Annotated in this window: 19 protein-coding genes and 1 pseudogene; 6 read left to right on the plus strand and 14 right to left on the minus strand. The window is 70.6% G+C overall.

Annotated elements, in window-relative coordinates; all coding sequences use genetic code 11:
* Positions 1-2 precede the first annotated feature (2 nt).
* Entirely contained in the window at positions 3-2,240 is a 2,238-nt protein-coding gene (locus tag Q664_RS41830) for a hypothetical protein (RefSeq protein ID WP_075207668.1), read from the minus strand.
* Between the two features lie 186 nt (positions 2,241-2,426).
* On the opposite strand from Q664_RS41830, the pseudogene Q664_RS62780 reads away from it, so the two are divergent.
* The 3 genes and pseudogenes from Q664_RS62780 to rpsT form a co-directional block, all read left to right on the plus strand.
* Positions 2,427-2,612 (plus strand): annotated as a pseudogene (locus Q664_RS62780) (MazG nucleotide pyrophosphohydrolase domain-containing protein); the annotation flags it as partial.
* Positions 2,613-2,871: 259 nt separating this feature from the next.
* Positions 2,872-3,531: a MazG nucleotide pyrophosphohydrolase domain-containing protein gene (locus Q664_RS62785; protein ID WP_326938787.1), complete on the plus strand. Its 660-nt coding sequence runs from the start codon at positions 2,872-2,874 to the stop codon at positions 3,529-3,531.
* 113 nt (positions 3,532-3,644) lie between these two features.
* A complete protein-coding gene (gene rpsT / locus Q664_RS41840) occupies positions 3,645-3,920 on the plus strand; it encodes a 30S ribosomal protein S20 (protein ID WP_043409660.1) in 276 nt (91 codons plus the stop codon).
* Positions 3,921-3,929: 9 nt separating this feature from the next.
* Here rpsT and lptE read toward each other — a convergent pair whose 3' ends face one another.
* From lptE to Q664_RS41860, 4 genes are all read right to left on the minus strand, one after another.
* Positions 3,930-4,469, minus strand: a complete 540-nt coding sequence (lptE, locus tag Q664_RS41845; RefSeq protein WP_235217086.1) for an LPS assembly lipoprotein LptE — start codon at positions 4,467-4,469, stop codon at positions 3,930-3,932.
* Between the two features lie 63 nt (positions 4,470-4,532).
* A complete protein-coding gene (locus Q664_RS41850) occupies positions 4,533-5,099 on the minus strand; it encodes a hypothetical protein (RefSeq protein WP_043409669.1) in 567 nt (188 codons plus the stop codon).
* Between the two features lie 12 nt (positions 5,100-5,111).
* Positions 5,112-7,610, minus strand: coding sequence for a leucine--tRNA ligase (leuS, locus tag Q664_RS41855; protein WP_043409672.1), 2,499 nt, complete (start codon positions 7,608-7,610; stop codon positions 5,112-5,114).
* Between the two features lie 135 nt (positions 7,611-7,745).
* The gene (locus Q664_RS41860; RefSeq protein ID WP_043409778.1) at positions 7,746-8,129 is read right to left on the minus strand and encodes a response regulator; all 384 of its coding nucleotides are present in this window, start codon (positions 8,127-8,129) and stop codon (positions 7,746-7,748) included.
* 183 nt (positions 8,130-8,312) lie between these two features.
* Between Q664_RS41860 and Q664_RS41865 the strand changes: the two genes are divergently transcribed.
* Together Q664_RS41865 and Q664_RS41870 are read left to right on the plus strand one after the other, a co-directional pair.
* Complete coding sequence (locus Q664_RS41865; RefSeq protein WP_063934856.1) at positions 8,313-9,119, plus strand: Fpg/Nei family DNA glycosylase; 807 nt, start codon at positions 8,313-8,315, stop codon at positions 9,117-9,119.
* Positions 9,120-9,172: 53 nt separating this feature from the next.
* A complete protein-coding gene (locus tag Q664_RS41870) occupies positions 9,173-9,829 on the plus strand; it encodes a hypothetical protein (RefSeq protein WP_043409675.1) in 657 nt (218 codons plus the stop codon).
* Between the two features lie 13 nt (positions 9,830-9,842).
* On the opposite strand, the gene Q664_RS41875 is transcribed toward Q664_RS41870, so the two are convergent.
* On the minus strand, positions 9,843-10,322 hold the full coding sequence (locus Q664_RS41875; protein WP_043409679.1) for a cupin domain-containing protein: 480 nt from the start codon (positions 10,320-10,322) through the stop codon (positions 9,843-9,845).
* A 104-nt stretch (positions 10,323-10,426) separates the two neighbouring features.
* On the opposite strand from Q664_RS41875, the gene Q664_RS41880 reads away from it, so the two are divergent.
* The gene (locus Q664_RS41880) at positions 10,427-11,203 is read left to right on the plus strand and encodes an alpha/beta hydrolase (RefSeq protein WP_043409683.1); all 777 of its coding nucleotides are present in this window, start codon (positions 10,427-10,429) and stop codon (positions 11,201-11,203) included.
* Positions 11,204-11,221: 18 nt separating this feature from the next.
* Here Q664_RS41880 and Q664_RS41885 read toward each other — a convergent pair whose 3' ends face one another.
* The 8 genes from Q664_RS41885 to Q664_RS41920 all read right to left on the minus strand — a co-directional run bounded on the left by Q664_RS41885 (position 11,222) and on the right by Q664_RS41920 (position 19,319).
* Positions 11,222-12,382: an ATP-grasp domain-containing protein gene (locus Q664_RS41885; protein WP_043409686.1), complete on the minus strand. Its 1,161-nt coding sequence runs from the start codon at positions 12,380-12,382 to the stop codon at positions 11,222-11,224.
* A 207-nt stretch (positions 12,383-12,589) separates the two neighbouring features.
* Complete coding sequence (locus tag Q664_RS61735) at positions 12,590-13,249, minus strand: transglycosylase SLT domain-containing protein (RefSeq protein WP_160174617.1); 660 nt, start codon at positions 13,247-13,249, stop codon at positions 12,590-12,592.
* Positions 13,250-13,434: 185 nt separating this feature from the next.
* Positions 13,435-14,226 (minus strand): hypothetical protein, encoded by a 792-nt coding sequence (locus tag Q664_RS41895; RefSeq protein WP_043409688.1) that lies wholly within the window; start codon positions 14,224-14,226, stop codon positions 13,435-13,437.
* A 16-nt stretch (positions 14,227-14,242) separates the two neighbouring features.
* On the minus strand, positions 14,243-15,277 hold the full coding sequence (locus tag Q664_RS41900; protein WP_043409691.1) for a protein-glutamate methylesterase/protein-glutamine glutaminase: 1,035 nt from the start codon (positions 15,275-15,277) through the stop codon (positions 14,243-14,245).
* Positions 15,274-16,143, minus strand: coding sequence for a CheR family methyltransferase (locus Q664_RS41905; RefSeq protein WP_425117468.1), 870 nt, complete (start codon positions 16,141-16,143; stop codon positions 15,274-15,276). The genes Q664_RS41900 and Q664_RS41905 overlap by 4 nt, the downstream gene beginning before the upstream one ends.
* Positions 16,144-16,168: 25 nt before the next feature.
* Positions 16,169-18,145, minus strand: coding sequence for a HEAT repeat domain-containing protein (locus Q664_RS41910; protein ID WP_043409698.1), 1,977 nt, complete (start codon positions 18,143-18,145; stop codon positions 16,169-16,171).
* Positions 18,142-18,759 carry a chemotaxis protein CheW gene (locus tag Q664_RS41915; protein WP_043409701.1) on the minus strand — a complete coding sequence of 206 codons (618 nt, stop codon included), beginning with the start codon at positions 18,757-18,759 and terminating at the stop codon, positions 18,142-18,144. The genes Q664_RS41910 and Q664_RS41915 overlap by 4 nt, the downstream gene beginning before the upstream one ends.
* On the minus strand, positions 18,756-19,319 hold the full coding sequence (locus Q664_RS41920; RefSeq protein WP_043409704.1) for a chemotaxis protein CheW: 564 nt from the start codon (positions 19,317-19,319) through the stop codon (positions 18,756-18,758). Before Q664_RS41920 ends, Q664_RS41915 begins: the two co-directional genes overlap by 4 nt.
* Between the last annotated feature and the right edge of the window lie 13 nt (positions 19,320-19,332).

The raw sequence follows: 19,332 nt of genomic DNA on the forward strand, positions 1-19,332 counted from the left end.
GCCTACTCGTTCTGGCGGCGGTACAGGCCGCGCAACGTCAAAAGGTGGAGGGGAATGAGCAGCAGCAGCAGCGGCGCCAGCTTGAGGTACAGCGGGGCCTCGCCATACGGCGCGCGCAGCACCCCGGAGCGCAGCAGCACCCCGGACACCGCGAAGAGGAAGAAGAAGGCGTAGAGCGTGCCGCGGACCGGCAGCCCCTGGAACAGATGGCCCGCGCCGGACACCAGCGCGCCGACGGCGTACGACACGCCACTCTCCCACTGGCGGTGGCGCTCGATTTCAATCTGCTTGCGGGCCCGGACACGCGCCTCCACCGCGCCCTTGCGCGAGAAGGCGTTGACGCACTGGGCGCACATCTTGCTCGCCACGCCCAGCTCCTTGTCGCACCGGCGGCACACCGGGCGGCCGCACTTCTCGCACTCGCGCGAGGCCTTCATCGACTGGCCCGCGAAGCCAAGCCCGAAGGCCAGCAGCGCGCCCAGCACCGGCAGGCCCCAGGCGGTGAGGCCGGAGCCGCCCCCGAGCAGCCTGCGCGACAGCTGCGCCTCCACCCGTGCGCCGGCCTCCGGATCATCCGTGGGCGGCAGGTCCGCCTCCACGAGCACGGGGGCGAGCAGCAGGCGGTTCATCAGCAGGCGATCCTCCGGCGGCCGCTGCCACATCAGCAGGCTGGAGTCGAGGCGCTGCGCGGCCTGGAGCGCATCGCGCGCCTTCTGGTTCTCGGAGCCAATCTCCGAGTCCGGAGCCACCGCGGCGCGGCGGCGGTACACCTCGGCCAGGTTGAAGGCGGGAGCGGCCAGGCCCGGATCCGCCGCCGAGGCCTCGGCATACTTGCGTGCCGCTTCGTCCGTCTCGCCCTTGACCAGCAGCGCGTTGGCCCAGTTGGTCAACAGCGCCGCGTGCGGGGCGCTGCTCATGGCCGACGCCGCCTTGTAGTGGGCGATGGCCTCGTCCAGCCGGCCGCGGCGGGCCTCGAAGCGCCCGAGCGCGAACAGCTCCGCGAACTCGATCTTGTACTCCTTGTCCTCGCTGCGCGCGCGCACCCGATCCGCCACCACCTCCGCGGACAGGCCCCCGCGCTCCAGCATGTAGACGTCCTCGGCCACCGTCCCGGCGAAAGCCGACGTCTGGGCGATCTTCCCGGCGGCGAACGGCACGAAGGCCGCCGCCACCAGCAGCACCGCGCCCACCGCCCGCTCCAACTTCGAGAGGTAGAACGACACCGACAACAGGAGGATGAGCAGCACGGGCACCAGGCCCAGCCTCAGCGCCACCGGCGTGCCGAGCAGCAGCAGCACCGCCAGGGCCGCGGACTGCCACCGCGCCGCCGCCCGGGGGAAGAGGTGGTGGAAGTCATGGAAGAAGAAGCGCGCCCGCCGCAGGAAGAGCACCCCCACCACCACCGCCGCCGTGGCCAGCACCGCCACCAGGAACACCGCGCCCAGGTCCGCCAGCGCCGGGCGCCGGTAGCGCGGATCCTTCAGCATCACCATCAGCGCGGCCTTGAGCTCCTGGCTGTACGCCCCCACGTCACCGGGCGAGCGGCGCGCATGGGCCTCGGCGAGCGCGAGCCGCGCATAGGGAAGGTTGGGCGAGAGCGACACCGCGTGCTGCAGCAACTGCAACGCACCGGCACCGTCGTTGGCCTTGCGCCGCCCCTCGGCCGCCCGGATGAAGCCGATGCTGAGCGACTCCATGTCCAGCGCGGCCACGTCGTCCTTGAGGGACACCAGCTCCTGCTGGGCCTTGCGCGCCGTCTCCATGTCCAGCGCGGCCACGGCCTTGCGCCACTTGTCCCAGGCGGCCTGCAGATCCGCGTCCGTCACCCGCGGGGCGAGGATGGGCGGAGGCGGAGGCCGGACCACGGGGGCGGGCGCGGGAGGCGGCGGCTTCGTCTCCACCGTCAGGGTGGCGGGCTTCTCGTCCACCGGAGGCGCGGCCTCCTCCTCGTCCCGCCCCTTCTGGCCCTTGCGGTTCTTGCCGCGGCCCGCGCGCGGGGAGTCCTCCTCCGACTCCTCCTCGGGGGAATCGTCGGAGCTCATCTCATCCGAGGGCTCGACCGTCATCTCCGACGGCTCCAGCATCGACGGGTCGTCGTACCCGGGCTTCTCGGCGGGAGCCTGACGCTGGGACTTCTGCGCGGAGGGACGCGGCTTCTGCGCATGCGCCTGCCGCGCGGGCATCCACACGGCAAGGCACATCATCAACGACAGGAGGCGCAACAGGGGAAGGCGCGGCATTCGGGGTCCCGATGATAGGCGACGGGCCACCCCCACGGAAGTTGTCACCCCCGTTTCGCGGTTCCCCCGTGTTACAGGAACTCGCTCGCTCGCCCGGGGAGGAGAAGGAATCATGAGTGCAGCAGGGGAGCAATTGGACAGGTTGGTGGAAATCATGGCCCGGCTCCGGTCCCAGGAGGGTTGTCCATGGGACAGAGCGCAGGACCTGCGCTCGCTGCGCCCCTACCTGACCGAGGAGGCCTTCGAGGTCATCGACGAGATGGATCGGGTGGCCGAGGGGGCCCGTGGCGCGCGCTGGGCGAGGAGCTGGGGGATCTGCTCTTCCAGATCGTCTTCCACGCGCGGCTCGCCGAGGAGCTGGGCGAGTTCTCCATGGCGGACGTGTCCCGGTTCATCAGCGACAAGCTCACCAGCCGCCACCCGCACGTCTTCGGCGAGCGGCAGGCGGACGGCACCCCGCAGCCGCTGGCCAACTGGGCGAAGCTGAAGGCCGAGGAGCGCAAGAAGAAGACGGGCCGCGAGGGCTCGGTGCTGGACGGCGTGCCCCACGGGGGCCCCCGCCCTGCTGCGCGCCGAGCGGCTCACGGAGAAGGCCAGCCGCATCGGCTTCGACTGGCCGAGCCTCCAGGAGGTGCGCGCCAAGCTGTACGAGGAGCTCGGCGAGCTGGACGAGGCCATCGCCTCGGGGAACCGGGACGCGCTGGAGCACGAGCTGGGGGACGTCCTCTTCTCCCTGGCCAACCTCGCGCGCTTCCTCCAGACGCCGGCCGAGGACGCGCTGCGGATGGCCATCCGCCGCTTCACCACGCGCTTCCAGCACATCGAGTCCGCCCTGCGCGCCGAGGGCATCCCCCTGGGCGAGGCGACCCTGGAGCACATGGACCGGCACTGGGACGCCGCCAAGGCCGTGGAGAAGGGCCTGCCGCCCCCCGTCCGCGTCCCCCGCGCGCCCCTGGTGGCCCTGCGCCTGCCGGTGACGGACCTCCCCGCCCAGCGGGCCTTCTGGGATCGGCTCGCCCCGCTCCTCGGTTGGAGCGCCGAGCGGGGGGCGGCCGACGAGGCGGCCTACGGGGACGGGGTGTACCGGCTCGTCTTCACGCCAGGCCCGGGTACCCCCTCCCCCACCACCGTGACCTTCGGGGCCCCCTCCGCCGAGGCGGTGGAGCGGCTACGGACCCTCCTGGAGGGCGCCTCCCCCGGGTGCGTGCTCGAGGGAGGGGGCGCCACCGGGCGGATCACCTTCCGGGACCCGGCCGGCCTGCGTTGGGAATACGCCTTCGGAGCCCGCTGATTGATGGGACTCGGGCGTCCGGAAGGTGGCATGGATCACGCAGGTCTTGACGCTCAGTGGGCGCCGAAGTAGGTACGGCGCCTCTTTTCCACAGAAGTAAGCTGGAGATCACCTTGGCCAACACCAAGTCCGCAGAGAAGCGTAACCGCCAGGCCCAGAAGCGCCGCGCTCGCAACGTCAATGTCCGCACCACGGTGAAGGACGCCGTGAAGAACATGCGCGACACCCTCACCACCAAGGACACGGCGAAGACCGGGGACGCCCTCAAGGCCGCCACCCGCACCCTCGACAAGGCCGCGTCCAAGGGCGTCATCCACAAGCGCGCTGCCTCGCGCCGCGTCTCCCGGCTCGCCAAGGCCGCGAACCGCGCCAAGGCCGCCGCGAAGTAATCGCGCCCCTCACCAGTTGCTGGCCAACCGGTCGTACCCCTCGCGCATCAACGTCTCGGCGAGACGCTGCAGCGCGGCCCGCCGGTTGGCCTCCACTTGCAGCACATCACCGGACACGCTCGTCGTGCCCGGCAGGAAGTCCTCCGTACCGGAGACCTCCGTCTCCGACAGTACCCGTCCGTCCCGCTCGAGCCGCAGCAGCACCACCGCGGACGCCTGGTAGCCCGCCACCTGGGCTCCGCTCCGCGGATTGCTCTGGAAGGAAGGCTCGGCGAGGACGGTGGGCCCGTTGGCCACGCTCCGCACCACCCCTTCCAGGGTGGCCTCACAGGCCCCCGTACCGCCGAGCACCCCGGCGCGCACCAACTCCTGGCGCAGGACGCGGGTGAAGAGCACCTCCAGCCCCGGCTCGGCCGTGTCGTTGCGGAAGACGGGCGCGCACACCGAGCTCACCCCCTCGGGCAGCCCCGCGCCCCGGGACGTGAAGCGGTAGCCGCAACCGGCAGCCGACAGCAAGAGAACCCACCCCATCACGCGCATGCGGGACATGGCGCCCACACTAGCGGCGCGATCCCAACGGTCAAGCGCCAGGGGTGCCCCGTCCGAAGCGGACTACACGGGGGGTTCGCTCACCTTCACGCCACGGGAGCGCACCACCTCCGCGAGCGTGCGCCACACCGAGCGCAGGCGCTGCTCCTGGGAGGAGCCGCGGCGCACGGTGCCCAACTCCCAGCGCGTCTCCACCTGGCCAGCGGACTCCAGGACGAGCGTGTAGCGCCGGCTCAAGAACGCGAGGGCCAGCCCCACCAGCGCCAGCAGGCCGAGCAGGACGCGCGGCCCCTGCCGGGACACGAAGGGCAGCAGCACGACGACCACGGCGGTGAGGGCCAGGGCCTCGTAGCGCGGCCGATGCACCAGGGAGAGCCGGCGCAGGCCAGGCAGCTCGAGGAGGAAGGGCGTCGCGGAGGGACCCGGACGGAAGGAGAGGCGGTTGCCCTCGCCCGCGAGGACGCGCCCGCCCGGGAGCTCCGCCGAGAGGAAACGCTCCGTGGAGGTGGCACCCACCGGAGGAGGCAGGGGGGCATCGGGCAGCTCCCCCCCGCACGCGGCGCAGCGGCCCGCCCCCGCCTGCTGGGGACGGCCGCACCGCTTGCACATGACGAGGACCTCGGTGGGCACCGGGCTCCCGTCTCAGCCGACGACGAAGTTCACCAGCCGCTTGGGGACGAAGACGAACTTGCGCAGCGTCTTGCCCGCCATGGCCGCCTGCACCCGCTCGTCCGCCTCGGCCGCGGCCCTCACGTCCGCCTCGGCCGCGTCCGCCGCCACGCGGATCTCCGCGCGCAGCTTGCCGTTCACCTGCACCGCGTACGGAATCACGTCGTCCACCACCAGCGATGGATCGAACTCCGGCCAGCCCTGCGTGACGGTGAAGTCCTTCGCGCCGTAGGACTCGGCGAGCTCATCCGCCAGGTGCGGGGCGAACGGCGTCAGCACCACGGACAGGATGCGCACGGCCTCGGCCATGGCCGCCTTCTCCGCGGGCGTCTCCGCCGTGCCCAGCGCGTACAGCGCGTTCACGTACTCCATGGTGCCAGCGATGGCCGTGTTGAAGGAGAGCCGCTCGATGGCCTCCCCTACCCGCTTCAGGCACTTGTGCGCCGCGCGGCGGATCTCCAGCGCCTTGCCCTCGTAGGCCCCGGCGTGCGTGGACCCCGCCACGCCCTGGTGCTGCACGGCCAGCGTCCACACCCGCTTCAGGAAGCGGAACGCACCCTCCACCTGATCGTCGGACCAGTCGAAGTCACGCTCGGGCGGGCCGGCGAACAGCACGTAGGTGCGCGCGGTGTCCGCTCCGTACTTCTGCACGATGGAGGCCGGTGCCACCACGTTGCCCCAGCGCTTGGACATCTTCCGCCCGTCCGGGCCGTTGACGATGCCCTGCGTCACCAGGCGCTTCACGGGCTCGTCCACCGGGCTCAGCCCCAGCAGCTTCATCACCCGCGTCCAGAACCGGAAGTACAGCAGGTGCATCACCGCGTGCTCGGGGCCACCCACGTACACGTCCACCGGCAGCCAGCGCTGGGCCTCCTTCGGATCAATGGGCGCCTCGTCGTAGTGCGGCGACAGGTAGCGCGCGAAGTACCAGCAGGAGTCGACGAACGTATCCATCGTCTCCGTCTCGCGCCGCGCCGGGCCCTGGCACTTGGGGCACGTGGTATTCACCCACGAGGGCACCTTGGCCAGCGGCGGCTCGCCCTTGCCCGTCAGCACCGTCTGCGTGTCGATCTCCGGCAGGCGCACCGGCAGCTGCTCCAGCGGCACGGGCTGGCCCTTGCGCTCGGGGTCGCACTTCTCGCAGTACACGATGGGGATGGGCGTGCCCCAGTAGCGCTGGCGGCTGAAGCCCCAGTCCTTCTGGCGGTACGTCACCTTGGGCTCGCCACGGCCCTCGGCGCGCAGCTTCTCGCCCATCTTCTTGCGCGCCTCGGCCGACGGCAGGCCCGAGTACTCGCCCGAGTCCACCAGCACGCCGTCCTCGGTGAACGCCTTCTCCAGCGCGTCACCCGGGGGCAGCTTGTCCCCCGTGGCCGGCTGCACCACCACCTTGATGGGCAGGGCGTACTTGCGCGCGAAGTCGAAGTCGCGCTCGTCGTGCGCCGGCACGCTCATCACCGCGCCCGTGCCGTAGTCCGACAGCACGAAGTTGGCGATCCAGATGGGCACCGGCTGGCCCGTGAAGGGGTTGATGGCGTGCGCCCCGGTGAAGACGCCCTCCTTCGTCGCGCCCTCGGCCGTGCGGTCCGTCTTGGAGACGGCCGACATCTTCTTCACGAAGGCGTCCACCTCGGCGCGCTGCGCGGGCGTCGTCACCTGCGCCACCAGCTTGTGGTCCGGCGCCAGCACCACGTACGTGCAGCCGTGGATGGTGTCCACGCGCGTGGTGAAGACGCGGATGCGCGCGTCACTGCCCTGGACGTTGAAGTCCACCTCCACACCCTCGGAGCGGCCGATCCAGTTGCGCTGCATCGAGGTGATGCGCTCGGGCCAGTCCTTCAGCTCGTCCAGGCCGTCCAGCAGGGCCTGCGAGTACTTCGTGATCCGGAAGGACCACTCGGGCAGCTCCTTGTCCACCACCGGGGACTCGCAGCGCTCGCACGTGCCTTCCTTCACCTGCTCGTTGGCGATGACCGTCAGACAGCCCGTGCACCAGTTCACCTTGCTGAAGCGGCGATAGACCAGCCCCCGCTCCAGCATCTGGATGAAGAACCACTGGTTCCAGCGGTAGTACTCGGGCTCGCTGGTGTTGACCTCGCGCGTCCAGTCGTAGCTGTAGCCCAGCGAGCGGATCTCCTTCTTGAAGGAGTCGATGTTCTCGCGGGTGCGCACCGCCGGGTGCACGCCGTCCTTGATGGCCGCGTTCTCCGCCGGCAGACCGAAGGCGTCCCAGCCCATGGGGTGCAGCACGTCGTAACCCCGCATCTGGAAGAAGCGCGCGTAGACGTCACCGATGAGGTAGTTGCGCACGTGCCCCATGTGCATCTTCCCGCTGGGGTACGGCAGCATCTCGAGGATGTACTTCTTGGGGGCCCCGGGGCGCTTGCCCGCCCGGAACACTCCCGCCTCTTCCCATCGGGTCTGCCACTTCTGCTCGATTGCCTGCGGCTCGTAACGCTCGTTCATGGCCATGACGGGGTGCGTCTTAGTGGGACGCCCAGCCCCAAGCAACAACAGACGCCCGGGTCCGTCTCCCTCTGACGCTCGGCATCCAGGCACGAGCGGAGCCAACGTTGGCCCGGCGACGAGCGCCCGCCAGGCCGGCCGCTACTCCAGCCGCAGCAGGCTCTTCACCGTGTCCTGCACCACCTTGGACTGCACCGGCTTGACCAGGTAGGCGCTGGCCCCGAGCGCCATTGCGCGCTCCCGGTCCTCCACGGCCGACTCGGTGGTGATGACCACGATGGGCACCGTGCGGTACGCGTCCGTCTGCCGGATGTGGCGGATGAGCTTCAGCCCGTCCATCAGCGGCATGTTGATGTCCGTCAGCACGAGATCGTAGCGGCCCAGGGTGAGCTTCTTGAGGCCCTCGGCCCCGTCCTGCGCCTCGTCGGTGTGGAGCCACGAGCCCAACCGCTGCAGCGCGTACATGAGACTGCGCCGCATGGCCAAGGAGTCATCCACCACCAGCGCGCGGATCTGCTGCGTCATGGCTCCGACCATAGCACCGCCGGACGCCCGCCAGGGGAACACTCGCCGGGCCCTCCCCCATCGGCCGGGCGGGCGAGCGGGTCCGAAGCCCGACGAGACAGGTCATGCGCCCGGCGTTACCTCGGAGGAATGCCCGAAGGCAACATCCTCCATCGAATCGCGCGGATCCACGGCCAGTGACTCGTGGGGCGGAGCTTCACCGCGGACTCGCCCCAGGGGCGCTTCTCGGCGGGTGCCCGGCACCTGTCGGGACGGCGGCTCGTGGGCGTGGACGCGCATGGCAAGCACCTCTTCCACCACTTCGAGGGCGGGGTACGGCTGCACATCCACCTGGGCCTCTTCGGCCACCTGCGGCACTTCCGTTCCCGAGCCCCTCCCCCCTCCGCCGCGTGCCGGCTCCGGCTCGCCTCGCCCCAGGTGACGCTCCACCTCGCCGGACCCCAGGCCTGTGAGCTGCTCAGCCCCGAGGACGAGGCCGAACTGCGCTCCCGGCTGGGACAGGATCCGCTGCGACCGGACGCCTCGCCCTCACGCGCCTTCGAGGCCCTCCGGAAGGGACGGATTCCCCTCGCCGCCGCGCTGCTGGACCAGGAGCGCATCGCCGGCGTGGGCAACATCCTGCGCGCCGAGGCCCTGTTCCTCGCGCGACTGCCTCCGCTGCGTCCCGCCTCGGAGCTGCGCCTCGCGGACTTCGAGCGCCTGTGGGAGGCCCTCCGGCTGCTGATGGAGGACGCGGCCCGAGATGGGCGCATCGTCACGCCCCATTCGCCTCCGGCCCCCTGGGAGACTCCCGGCAAGCGCCGCGAGGATCGCTTCAGCGTCTACGACCGCGCGGGACAACCGTGTCCCCGGTGTGCCACGCCCATCTCGCGCGTGACCCTGGCCGGGCGCGGACTGTTCTTCTGCCCGGGGTGCCAGACTCCGGGCGCACGCGGGAGATCGGCTCGCCATGCTCGAGCCGATTCGTCGGGTGGACGCACCCGGACTTGAGTGCCCCGACTGTCCACATGCGCCGGGGCTCCTGGTCGGCTACATACCTTCACATGCTCCGCCGCACCTCCCTCGCCGCCTTCAGCCTGTCGCTGGCCGCCTGCACCACCCCACTGCACAACACCCGGGAAGTGCTCCAGCGCGCCGACACTCGATTCTTCATCCGGGAGCAGTGCCAGCCCAAGAGCACCGCCTCGTTCTCCCGCGCCCAGGTCTCCGGACTCGACGAGCTGCCCGCCGCCCTGCGTGAACGCCTCCTCGCGGACCTCCCCGCGGAGGCCACCGGGAGCAGACCGTTCATCCAGTGCCAGGATGTCGCGGCCCGGCTCCTCGAGGACCGGCTTCATTCACTGTGCTGGCCTGAAGCGCGCGTGACGTGGCAGGCGGACACGTCCACCGGTGCCTCCGCCTCCCAGCCCCGGCTGAACGTCCAGCTCGGGGCTCGCTACCAGGTCGATGACATCTGGGTCGTCCAGCGCAAGAACGCGACGGTGCCCGCGGCTCGCATCATCAAGGCGGCCCAGAGCGCGCTCCCCAAGGACCGGGCCTGCTCGGCCCGCACGTTCGAGGACATCCGCACCCAGGTCTCCAAACTCGGAACCTTCCACCGGGTGCTCGTGGTCCCCGGCCCACCACCGGGCGGTGAGCAGAAGAAGGTCCCCGTGGTCGTCGACATCAGCGAGAAGCCTCCGGCCCCTCGCACGAAGTGACGGAACATCCCGCTCAGGAGGAGGAGTGGGAGAGCTGGCGGAACAGCTCCGCGTGCTCGGGATGGCGGGCGGCCAGCTCCTCGCCTCGGGGCATCTCCCAGTCCGCGAAGTCGAAGCCCGGACCCACCGTGCAACCGCACAGCGTGTAGTCCCCTCGAGGCACCGCCGCCTGCAGCACCCCGGCCGGTACGAGCACCTGCGGCCGCTCGGCCCTGGTCACATCCCGGCCCAACGTCACCGTCTCCAGGTGTCCGTTCTCGTCGAGCAGGAACATCGTCAGGGCGTGCCCGTCGTAGAAATGCCATAGCTCGTCCGAGCGCACCCGGTGCCAGGCGGCGAACGTGCCTCGCGGCAGCAGGTAGTAGATGGCCGTGCCCACCGAGCGCGTGCCTCGCGGCGTCTCCACCGGCACCGTCGAGCGCCAGGTCTCCCGGTAGAAGCCGCCCTCGGGGTGCGGCAAAAGTCCCAGTGTCCTCACCAGTTCATCGACCATACCGGCCAGTGTAGCGCCACCGCGGCATGGGGTAGCGCCGAGGTGGCGCGAGGCGAAGCGCCTGTTTATCTTGCGCCCCCACCACCGACTCCAGCAGCGGCCCCATGGGACACGTTCACATCATCCGAGACTTCCCCTCCCCTCACGAAGGCCGCTCCCGCACCGTGCGCATCTACACGCCCGATGCGTATGACTCCGCCCCCGAGGGCCACCGCTTCCCCGTCCTCTACATGCTCGACGGGCAGAACGTCTTCGCCCACCCCGAGTCCGCCGTCTACGAGACCTGGTGCGCCAACCTCACCCTCGAGCACCTCGTCCGCGAGGGCTCCATCGAGCCGTGGCTCATCGTCGCCGCGGACTCCACCCACAACCGGCTCGCCGAGTACTCGCCCTGGGACGAGCCCCGCGGCAACGTCCGCGCCCAGGCCGAGCCCTACATCCGCTTCATCCTCGACTCGCTCAAGCCCTACGTCAACAGCGTCTACCGCACCCGCCAGGGCTCCGAGTGGACCGGCATCATGGGCTCCTCCCTCGGCGGGTTGATGGCCCTCTACCTCGGCAGGCACTACCCGCACCTGTTCGGCCGCATCGGCGGCCTGTCTCCCTCGGTGATGTGGGGCTGGAACCAGCTCTTCTCCGACTGGACGAACCACACCCGGCAATGGTCGCGCATCTACCTGGACGCGGGCGCCGAGGAGATCATCGATCCCGTCGGCTACACCATGTTCTACGGTGACGCCACGCGCGACTTCTACCTCCACCTCAAGCGCCTGGGCTACGCCGACCACGAGCTCCTGCTCATCCTGGATCCCGCCGGCCGGCATCACGAGCTGGACTGGCAGCGACGGCTGCCCTTCGCCATGCACTGGCTGCTGCGCTGAGCAGGCCGCGCGCCCCGCTCAGGCGGGCTGCTGGATGAAGCGCAGCGCGTCCAGCATCGCCGGCAGCTCCTGGTGGCGCGTGAGGTACATCTCGTCCCCCAGGGCACTCTGGTAGACGGCGGGCATCTCGCGGTGCAGCAGCAGCGACTCGCCGAGCCGCTTCACCACCTCCTGGTGCCCGTAGCGGTACTTGCGGCCAGCGCGCCGGGCCGCGTGACACACGTGGTACTTGGGCGCGTAGCGGAAGCTCCGCACGTCCTCCCCGGCCATCATCCGCGCCCAGAGGCGGTACACGTCGATGTCGCACGCGTAGTTCATCATGTCCGGCAGGTAGGCCCCGGGCGGACGCAGGTTGGCCTCCAGCGCCACGTAGCTTCCGTCCGACAACCGGAAGAACTCGAGGTGGAACCAGCGCTCGCGCAGCCCGAGCACCGCCACCGTCTTGCGCCCCAGCTTGTCCAGCGCGGGGGGAATCTCCTTGTGGCCCCAGATGGCCAGGTCCCGCTTCTCGAGGACCGACTCCATGATGCCGTCGCTGTACTCGTGGCTGAAGACGAAGATGATCTGCCCATCCCGGTCCACGAGCCCGTCGTAGGTGACGATGGTGCCACGCACGAAGGCCTGCGCCACGTAGCCGGACAGGGACTCAGCGAAGGCGGCATCCACCTCGGCGTCACTGGACACCTTGAAGGTACGCGCGGCGCCAACGCCCACGTCCGGCTTGAGGACGAGCGGGTAGCCCACGCTCCGGGCGAAGGTCTTCACGCCCGCCGCGTCCTTCACGGGAATGGCATCCGGATGGGGCACACCGGCGCCCTTGAAGACGTCATGCATGCCCTGCTTGGAACGTAGGCGGGCGATGTCCGCGGGCAGCAGGCCGGGGACATGGAAGTCCTCGCGCAGGCGCGCCTCGACCTCGAGCCACGTCTCGTTGAGCGAGTCGATGCGGTCGATGCGGCCGTGGCGCCAGGTGAAGTAACCGGTAGCGCGCAGCAGGGCGTCGTAGTCGTTGAGGTTGGGGGTGAAGAAGTACTCGGTGAGGGCCTCGCGCAGCTCGGGCCGGAGGGAGTCGTAGGGCGCATCGCCAATCCCCAGCACGTTGACTCCGAGCTCGCGCAGCGCGGAGACGAAGTGGAAGAACTGGGGCGGGAACTGCGGGGAGATGAAGACGACGTTCATGGCGGCATTTCCGGCGGGTGACTGACGCGCTCCCGAGGCCGCTCGATGATGACGCAGAGCGGCAAGCAAAGTGAAGGGAGATCAGGGACACCTGCGTCCGGCGGGACTCAGACCCGTTCCAGCGCCTCGAAGTGGATGTCGTCGTCACCCGCGCGCCGCCAGATGCCGAGCGCCTGCAGCTCGGCGTGGAAGGCCCGGACCGTCCTCTCAGTAGCCCACGTAGGACTGGCCCTGGCGGAGCGCCTGGATGCCCGGCACGTTGGACACGGAGCCGTAGCGCTCCACCGCGTAGCGGACGCCCGCGATGATGTTGTCCACGGGGTTGCGGATGTCGTCGTGGCCCGGGAGCTTGTGCGCGTCGAACGTCGGCTGGATGGTCTGCATCAGGCCGATGGACGGATGGCCTGCCTGGGCGTTGTAGTCCCAGTTGTTCTGCGCGTCCGGGTCGCCGCTGGACTCGTGCTGGATGATGGACGCGATGTCCTGCGGGTTCATCTTGTCGGCCGGCACGCCCGCGGCGCTCAGCTTCTGCATGGCCTCCTTGATCCAATCCCCCACCTGCCCCTGCGGAACGTTGCCCACCGGAGCGCTGGCCTGCGCGCCCTTGGTGGCGGAGGCGGAGGCACCCCCGTCGAGGTTCACGCCCTTGGGGCCAGAGGCCTTCACGAACTCATCCTTGCTGCCCGGGATGTTGAGCTTGTCGCCCGCGAGGATCAGGTTGGCGTCCTTGATCTGCGAGTTGGCCTTCATCAGCTCGCCGACGCTGGTCTGATAGCGCTTCGCGATGTTGCCCAGCGTGTCCCCGGCCTTGATGCTGTAGTTGCCCATGTGCGTGCCCTCGAAGTGTCGGAAGCGAAGTCGATGCACCGACACAGAGCAGGAGGCGTGCCATGCACCGCTCCCTCCGCCCCGGGCTCGCAAACCCTTGATTCCACTCGCATGCACACGTGTGCCGGACCGCACCTGGTGACAGCCGGCACCGCTTCACATGGGTTGCCCTGGTGACTGCCCTCATCCCCTGGTGACTGGGGTCACCACCCGGGGACCGGGCCTCATCCGGGCCGCGCGACGGACGGGGGCGGCTCGATGGCCGTGCCCCGGCGGTACTCCCTGGGCGCGTCCAGGAACGTGCCCAGCAGCACCCAGCGCCGTGCGTCCTCCGCGGCGCCCGGCTTCGCCATCAGCGGCGTCGTGTAGTGCCAGAAGGGCAGCCGGTACACCGTGATGCCTCCCACGGTGTTCACGCTCCGCATCTCCGAGAAGTGTCCGCCCTTCGAGTAGACGAGCCACTGGTGCGCCACCGCGGGCGTGGCGAACGTGAGGTGCATGTCCACGTAGCCATCGAAGGCCTCGGCGTCCTCGGGGTGGTGGTCGTTGTGCGGGCCCGAGTAGTCCCCCGGGCCGTAGCACAGCGACTGAATCCCCCACTTGCGCCGCAGCGCCCTCCCGCTCACCGACGCCGCGAACGCCGCGAAGCTCTCCGAGCGCATCATCGCCACCAGCCCCACCGCCTCGGCGGCCTTCCACGAGCGCGAGCGCCGGCTCTCCAGCAGCGCCGTCCTCACCCGCACCGTCTTGGGCAGCAGCTCCGCGTAGTTCTCCGTCATCCCCCAGATGCTCTCCGGGGGAATCGGGTCCTCCATCTGCGTCAGCGTGTCCCGCAGCGCCGTCTCCAGCAGCTCCCGGCACGCCACCGCCTTGCGCGCGTCCAGCACCCCGCCGAGCGCCACGAAGCGCTGTCCCGGCCGCAGCAGCGCCCCGCACGCCTCGCTGTCTCTGCCCTCCAGGATGCGCCGCCCCTTCGGGGTGAGCAGCTCCGCGAACTCCGTGGGAAACCTCTTCATGTCACCGCATCTACCGTCACCGGCGCTTGCGCGCCAGATCCACCAGCGCCGGGCCGATCGACCCCAGCGGCAGCACCCGGCTCACCGCGCCGGTGGCCACCGCCTCCTGGGGCATCCCGTAGATGACGGCCGTCTCCTCGGACTCGGCCCACACCTCGCCGCCCGCCTTGCGGATGCTCTTGGCGCCCACCGCCCCGTCCGAGCCCATTCCCGTCAGCACCACGCCGACCGTCTTGGACCCGAACACCTCGGCCAGGCTCATGAAGAGCCGGTCCACCGAGGGCGCGTGCTTGTCCTGCATCGTCGGCGGCGGCGTGCCCAGCACGTACTGCCCGTTCTGCCGGTACACCACCAGCTGCCGCCCGCCGGGCGCGATGAACACGTGGCCCGGAGCCAGCACGTCTCCCTCCTGCGCCTCGCGCACGGAGAAGGGCCCCAGCTTGTCCAGCCGCTCCGCGAAGGCACGGGTGAACTGCTTGGGCATGTGCTGGCACACCAGCAGGCACATGGACGGCTCCGGCGCGAGCGACTCCAGCAGCCGCTGCACCGCCGGTGGCCCACCCGTGGACGCCCCGATTCCCACCACGAACGAGGGCTCCAGCGGCGTCACCTTCGGCTTGCGCACCACCGGCTTCACTTCCGCCGGGCGGATCAGCTTCGCCGCCTGCACCTTCTCGTACAGCTCCTTGCGCAGCTTCTCCAGCACGTCCGGGGTGGGCTTGGCCGGCTTGGCGATGAAGTCGAAGGCCCCCAGCTCCAGCGCCTTGAAGACGTCCGTCTTGTGCGCGTAGCTGGAGATGACGATGACGGGCGTGGGCGCCGAGCTCTTCAGCAGCCGCAGGAAGGAGTACCCGCCCAGCCGCGGCATCTCCAGATCCAACGTCACCACGTCCGGGTGCAGGGCCAGCACCTGGCGCAGGCCTTCGTTGCCGTCGCTCGCCGTGCCCACCACCTTCACGTCCGGGGAGGACTCGAGCAGCTCCGTCAGCAGCCGCCGGTTGTGGGCAGAGTCATCCACCACCAGCACCTTCACGGGCTCCAGGGCACTCACGGGCTACCTCCTCCGCCGAGCTCCGGCTTGCGGTAGACGAGATCACTGCGCAGGTGCACCAGCTCGAAGTCCGCGCTGAGGTTGATGAGGTTCTCCGAGTGCCCCAGCAGGAGGTAACCGCCGGGCACCAGCTTGTCGTAGATGAGGCGCAACACCCGCTGCCGCGCGGCGGTGTCGAAGTAGATCATCACATTCCGGCAGAAGACGACGTCGGGCCGGGAGACGTGCAGGGCAGCGTCCGGATCCTGCAGGTTGTGGTGCCCGAAGGACACCCAGGCGCGGATGTCATCGCGCACGCGCACGCGGTTGGGCCCCACGTGGACGAAGTAGCGGGCCACCTTGTCCGGAGGCGTGGCGCGGAGCGCGGAGGGCCCGTACTCGCCCTGGCGCGCGGCGACCAACACCCGGCGGGAGATGTCCGTGCCGTGCACCTCCACGTCCCAGCCCTCGAAGCGCCCGCTGTCCTTGAGGAGCATGGCCACCGTATAGGCCTCCTCCCCGGACGAGCACCCCGCCGACCAGATGCGCAGCCGCTTCGTGCGCGCGTTGCGGCGCTCCAGTTGGGGCAGCACCTCCTCGGAGAAGGCCTTGAGCTGGCGCGGCTCGCGGAAGAAGTACGTCTCGTGCGTGGTGAGGGCCTCGATGGCCGTCTCCAGCTCGGCGCGGCGCTGCGCGTCGAAGCGCAGGTAGCGGTAGTAGGCGCTGAAGTCCGTCAGGCCCAGCGCCTCCAACCGGGGCCACAGCCGCCGTTGCATGACGTACTTCATGTCGTCACGCACGAGGATGCCGCAATGGCCATAGACGAAGTCCCGCAGCAGGCGGAACTCCTCCGCGGACATCTCCGGCCTGCCTGTATCGAAAGGCATCACCCCCGAGACCCCCCGCGGCCGCTCAGCGCCCAGACAACCGCTCCACCGCGTCCACCAGCGCGCGGCGAGCCAATGAATCCATCTCGGCCGCCAGGGCGGCCCGTGTCGCCGGCAGGCACTCGGGCCCACCGGAGTCCCCCAGCACCCGCGCCGCCGCGGCCCGCACGTCCCAACTCGCGTGGCCCAGCAGCCCCACCGCCAGCGACACCCCCTCGTTCGAGGCCGCGCCCGCCATCAGCGCCGCCTTCACCACCTCGTGGTCTCCATGGCCCACGGCCTTCCGCAGCACCTCGTCATGCAGCGCCCCCAGTCGCGCCAGTGCCTGCACCGCCCGGTAGGCGATGGCTCCATCCGGATGCGGCACCAGGGCCTCCAGGTCCGCCACGCGATCCACGGCCCCACACTCGCCCACCGCCTCCAGGGCGGCGAGCCGCACCTCCAGGGCCTCGTCGGCCAGGGCTTGCTTCAACAGTCCCGCCATCGTCCTGTCCCCCACCTGGCCCAGCACCCGCACCGCCGCGGTGCGCACCCGGGGAGACTCGTCCGACAGCGACTGACGCGCCAGCTCCAGGCCGCCCACGGGGTCCACCGCGGCCAGCACCTCCACCGCGGTGGCGCGCAGCGGCACGGAGGCCTCGCGCGCCGTCCGCCGCACCAGGGGCAACATGGCCGTGCCTCCCACGCGCACCAGCGCGCTCAGCACCACCGGCTCCGCGCCGTGCTCCAGCGCCGCCTCCAAGGCCTGCACCACCTGCCGCGAGAAGTTGGCGGCGAGAATCACCAGCGCGCGCGCCGCCGGACCGGCCAGCTCCGGGTGCGAGAGCAGCTGCGCCAGGGGCTCCACCGCCTCCAGCGAGCTCGTCCGTCCCAGGGCCTGCACCGCCACCGCCTTCAGGTCCACCTCGCCCCAGTCCAGCATCTGCACCAGCTCGGGGACGAACGTGGCGTCCACCAGCTCCACCAGCACGTGCCCCGCCACCTCGCGCGCCGGGAAGGAGAGCCGATCCATGCTCGCCAGCAGCTCGCGCCCCGTCTCCGGGCCGAAGTACGCCAGCGTGCGCATCACCTCCGGCATCAGCCGCTCTTCCTGCGCCACCTCCGCCACCAGGGGCGCCAACTGCGGCTCGCGCAGGGCCGCCGCCGCCACGAGCGCTCCGGCCTTCAGCTCGATGTCATCCGACTCCAGCGCGCTGGCCACCCACGCCACCGCCTCCGGCAACCGCTTGAGCGCCAGCCGCACCGCGGCTTCCATTTCGGGCCGCAGCGAGGGCTCGGCGAGGCCCGCCTGGGTGCCCAGGGCCACGAGCGCCGCCTCGCGGGTGGAGCGCGACTCCGCGCCCAGTCCCCGGCACACCAGCTCCGTGGCGGCCACCTGCGGAATGAGGCCCAGCACCCGGTAGGCGCTGCGCTTGAGCGTGGGATTTCCCAGCAACCGCACCACCTCCGGCAGGGGCGGCGGGTGGCGCAGGGCCGCGAGCGACTCCAGCGCGCTCAACTGCAACAGCGGCTCGGGGTCGTACAGGATGCGCTCCAGCGCGCGGGCCGAGACCTTGCCGCCCACCTTGCCCAGCGCCTCGGCCGCGGCCACCCGGACGTTGAGGTCCGTGTCCTCCAGCATCGCCTGCACCAGCGCGTCCTCGGCCTGGGACTGTCCCAGCTGTCCGAGGATGTCCGCGGCGAACTTGCGCTGATCCGGATCCACGTGCCCGAGCAGCCGCACCAACGGCCCCACCGCTTCCAGGCCCATGCCGGACAGCGACTCGGCCGCCGCGTTGCGCGCGCCCGTCTCGTCGCGCTCGCCCAGCACGGAGATGAGGCGCTCCACCACCTGGTCGCGCCCGGGTACCCGGGTGAGGCCCTCGGCGGCGGCGCGGCGCACCCGCCAGCTCTCGTCATGGAGCCCCGCCACGAGCGTCTCCCGCGCGCCCTCCGCGGACACGTCCAGCTCCAGCAGGGCGCGGTAACGCGCCTCCTCGGCGTTCCGCCCCTCCTCGATCATCCGTTCATCCTCCGGCCGGAGTCGCGCACCATCTCCGAGAGCAGCAATGCCTTCACGTCCAGCAGCAGCTTGAGCCGCTCCTGCCCGCGCGACTCCGGGGCGCGCCGCTCCAACCCGCGCCGCTCCGGCTCGCGCTTCTCGTGCTTCTCCTGCTCCCGCTTCTCCTGCTCGCCGTACACGCCGACGACGAAGGGAGCCGGACCCACCGCGCCAATGGCCGGGGCGGGTTTGATCTCACTGCGCCGCAGCCGCACCACCTCGGACACGCGGTCCACGGTGAAGGCCACGCGCCTGCGGCCCAGCCAGCACACCAGCAGCCGCGTCTTGGGTGTGTCCACGGGGGCCTCCACGCCGAGCAGCCGCTTGCGCAGATCCACCACGGGGATGATGGAGCCGCGCAGGCGGATGACGCCCTCGATGAAGAGCGGCGCGCCACGGATGGGGGTGAGGCGCTGGGGCTGGAGGATCTCCTCCACCCGCATGATGTCCACCGCGTACTCCTCGGGCCCGACGAAGAAGGCGCACAGCTGGACGAGCGGATCCCTCTCGGCCGCGGCGGCCTCGTCGGCCTGGGACTGCGTGAGCTGGCTCAGGACATTGAAGCGCTGTCTCATGTGAGTGCCTGCCAGATGTCGAGCAGGATGAAGAGCTGCTGTTTGCGCCGCCCGAGCCCCACCACGCAGTCGCGCTCGCCGCCGCCCACGCCAGGAGGGGCCAGCTCCAGCATCGAGGGCCGGAGCCGCACCACCTCGGAGACCGAGTCCACCCAGATGCCCGCCAGCCCGTCCGCCGTCTGCACCACGATGATGCGCGCACCGCGTGAAGGCTCCGAGGCATCAGGACCCGCCACCAGCGGCGCCTTGTCCGCCAGCCGCAGCTTCACCTTGATGTCGTAGACGGGCAACACCTCGCCCCGCAGGTACATCACCCCGAGCAGGTTGGCCGCGGCGCGGGGCACCTCGGTGAGCGGCGGAACCTTGACGATCTCCCGCACCCCGTGGATGGGCACCGCGTAGTGCTCCCCTTCCAGCCGGAAGGCCAGGTACTCCTCGGGGATCTCCTCGGGAACGGGCTCGACCGTTTCATCGGTGCCGGCCACCAGCTCCTGGATGGGGCCGACGTCCTCATCCGGACGGTAGAAGAAGCTGTCGAGCAGGACGGACAGGGAAGGCACGAGGGAGAGGATA

Origin of the sequence: Archangium violaceum Cb vi76 (genome assembly GCF_000733295.1) — a bacterium.
Classification (GTDB): Bacteria; Myxococcota; Myxococcia; order Myxococcales; family Myxococcaceae; genus Archangium; species Archangium violaceum.

Bases quoted from the DNA above. Each gene is read 5' to 3' on its own strand.
- Q664_RS41880 (WP_043409683.1), top strand. From the start codon at position 10,427: ATGGGACACGTTCACATCATCCGAGACTTCCCCTCCCCTCACGAAGGC.
- leuS (WP_043409672.1), bottom strand. From the start codon at position 7,610: ATGGCCATGAACGAGCGTTACGAGCCGCAGGCAATCGAGCAGAAGTGG.
- Q664_RS41830 (WP_075207668.1), bottom strand. From the start codon at position 2,240: ATGCCGCGCCTTCCCCTGTTGCGCCTCCTGTCGTTGATGATGTGCCTT.
- Q664_RS41860 (WP_043409778.1), bottom strand. From the start codon at position 8,129: ATGACGCAGCAGATCCGCGCGCTGGTGGTGGATGACTCCTTGGCCATG.
- Q664_RS41875 (WP_043409679.1), bottom strand. From the start codon at position 10,322: ATGGTCGATGAACTGGTGAGGACACTGGGACTTTTGCCGCACCCCGAG.
- Q664_RS41895 (WP_043409688.1), bottom strand. From the start codon at position 14,226: ATGAAGAGGTTTCCCACGGAGTTCGCGGAGCTGCTCACCCCGAAGGGG.
- lptE (WP_235217086.1), bottom strand. From the start codon at position 4,469: ATGTCCCGCATGCGCGTGATGGGGTGGGTTCTCTTGCTGTCGGCTGCC.
- Q664_RS41870 (WP_043409675.1), top strand. From the start codon at position 9,173: ATGCTCCGCCGCACCTCCCTCGCCGCCTTCAGCCTGTCGCTGGCCGCC.
- Q664_RS41885 (WP_043409686.1), bottom strand. From the start codon at position 12,382: ATGAACGTCGTCTTCATCTCCCCGCAGTTCCCGCCCCAGTTCTTCCAC.
- Q664_RS41915 (WP_043409701.1), bottom strand. From the start codon at position 18,759: ATGAGACAGCGCTTCAATGTCCTGAGCCAGCTCACGCAGTCCCAGGCC.
- Q664_RS41905 (WP_425117468.1), bottom strand. From the start codon at position 16,143: ATGCCTTTCGATACAGGCAGGCCGGAGATGTCCGCGGAGGAGTTCCGC.
- Q664_RS41910 (WP_043409698.1), bottom strand. From the start codon at position 18,145: ATGATCGAGGAGGGGCGGAACGCCGAGGAGGCGCGTTACCGCGCCCTG.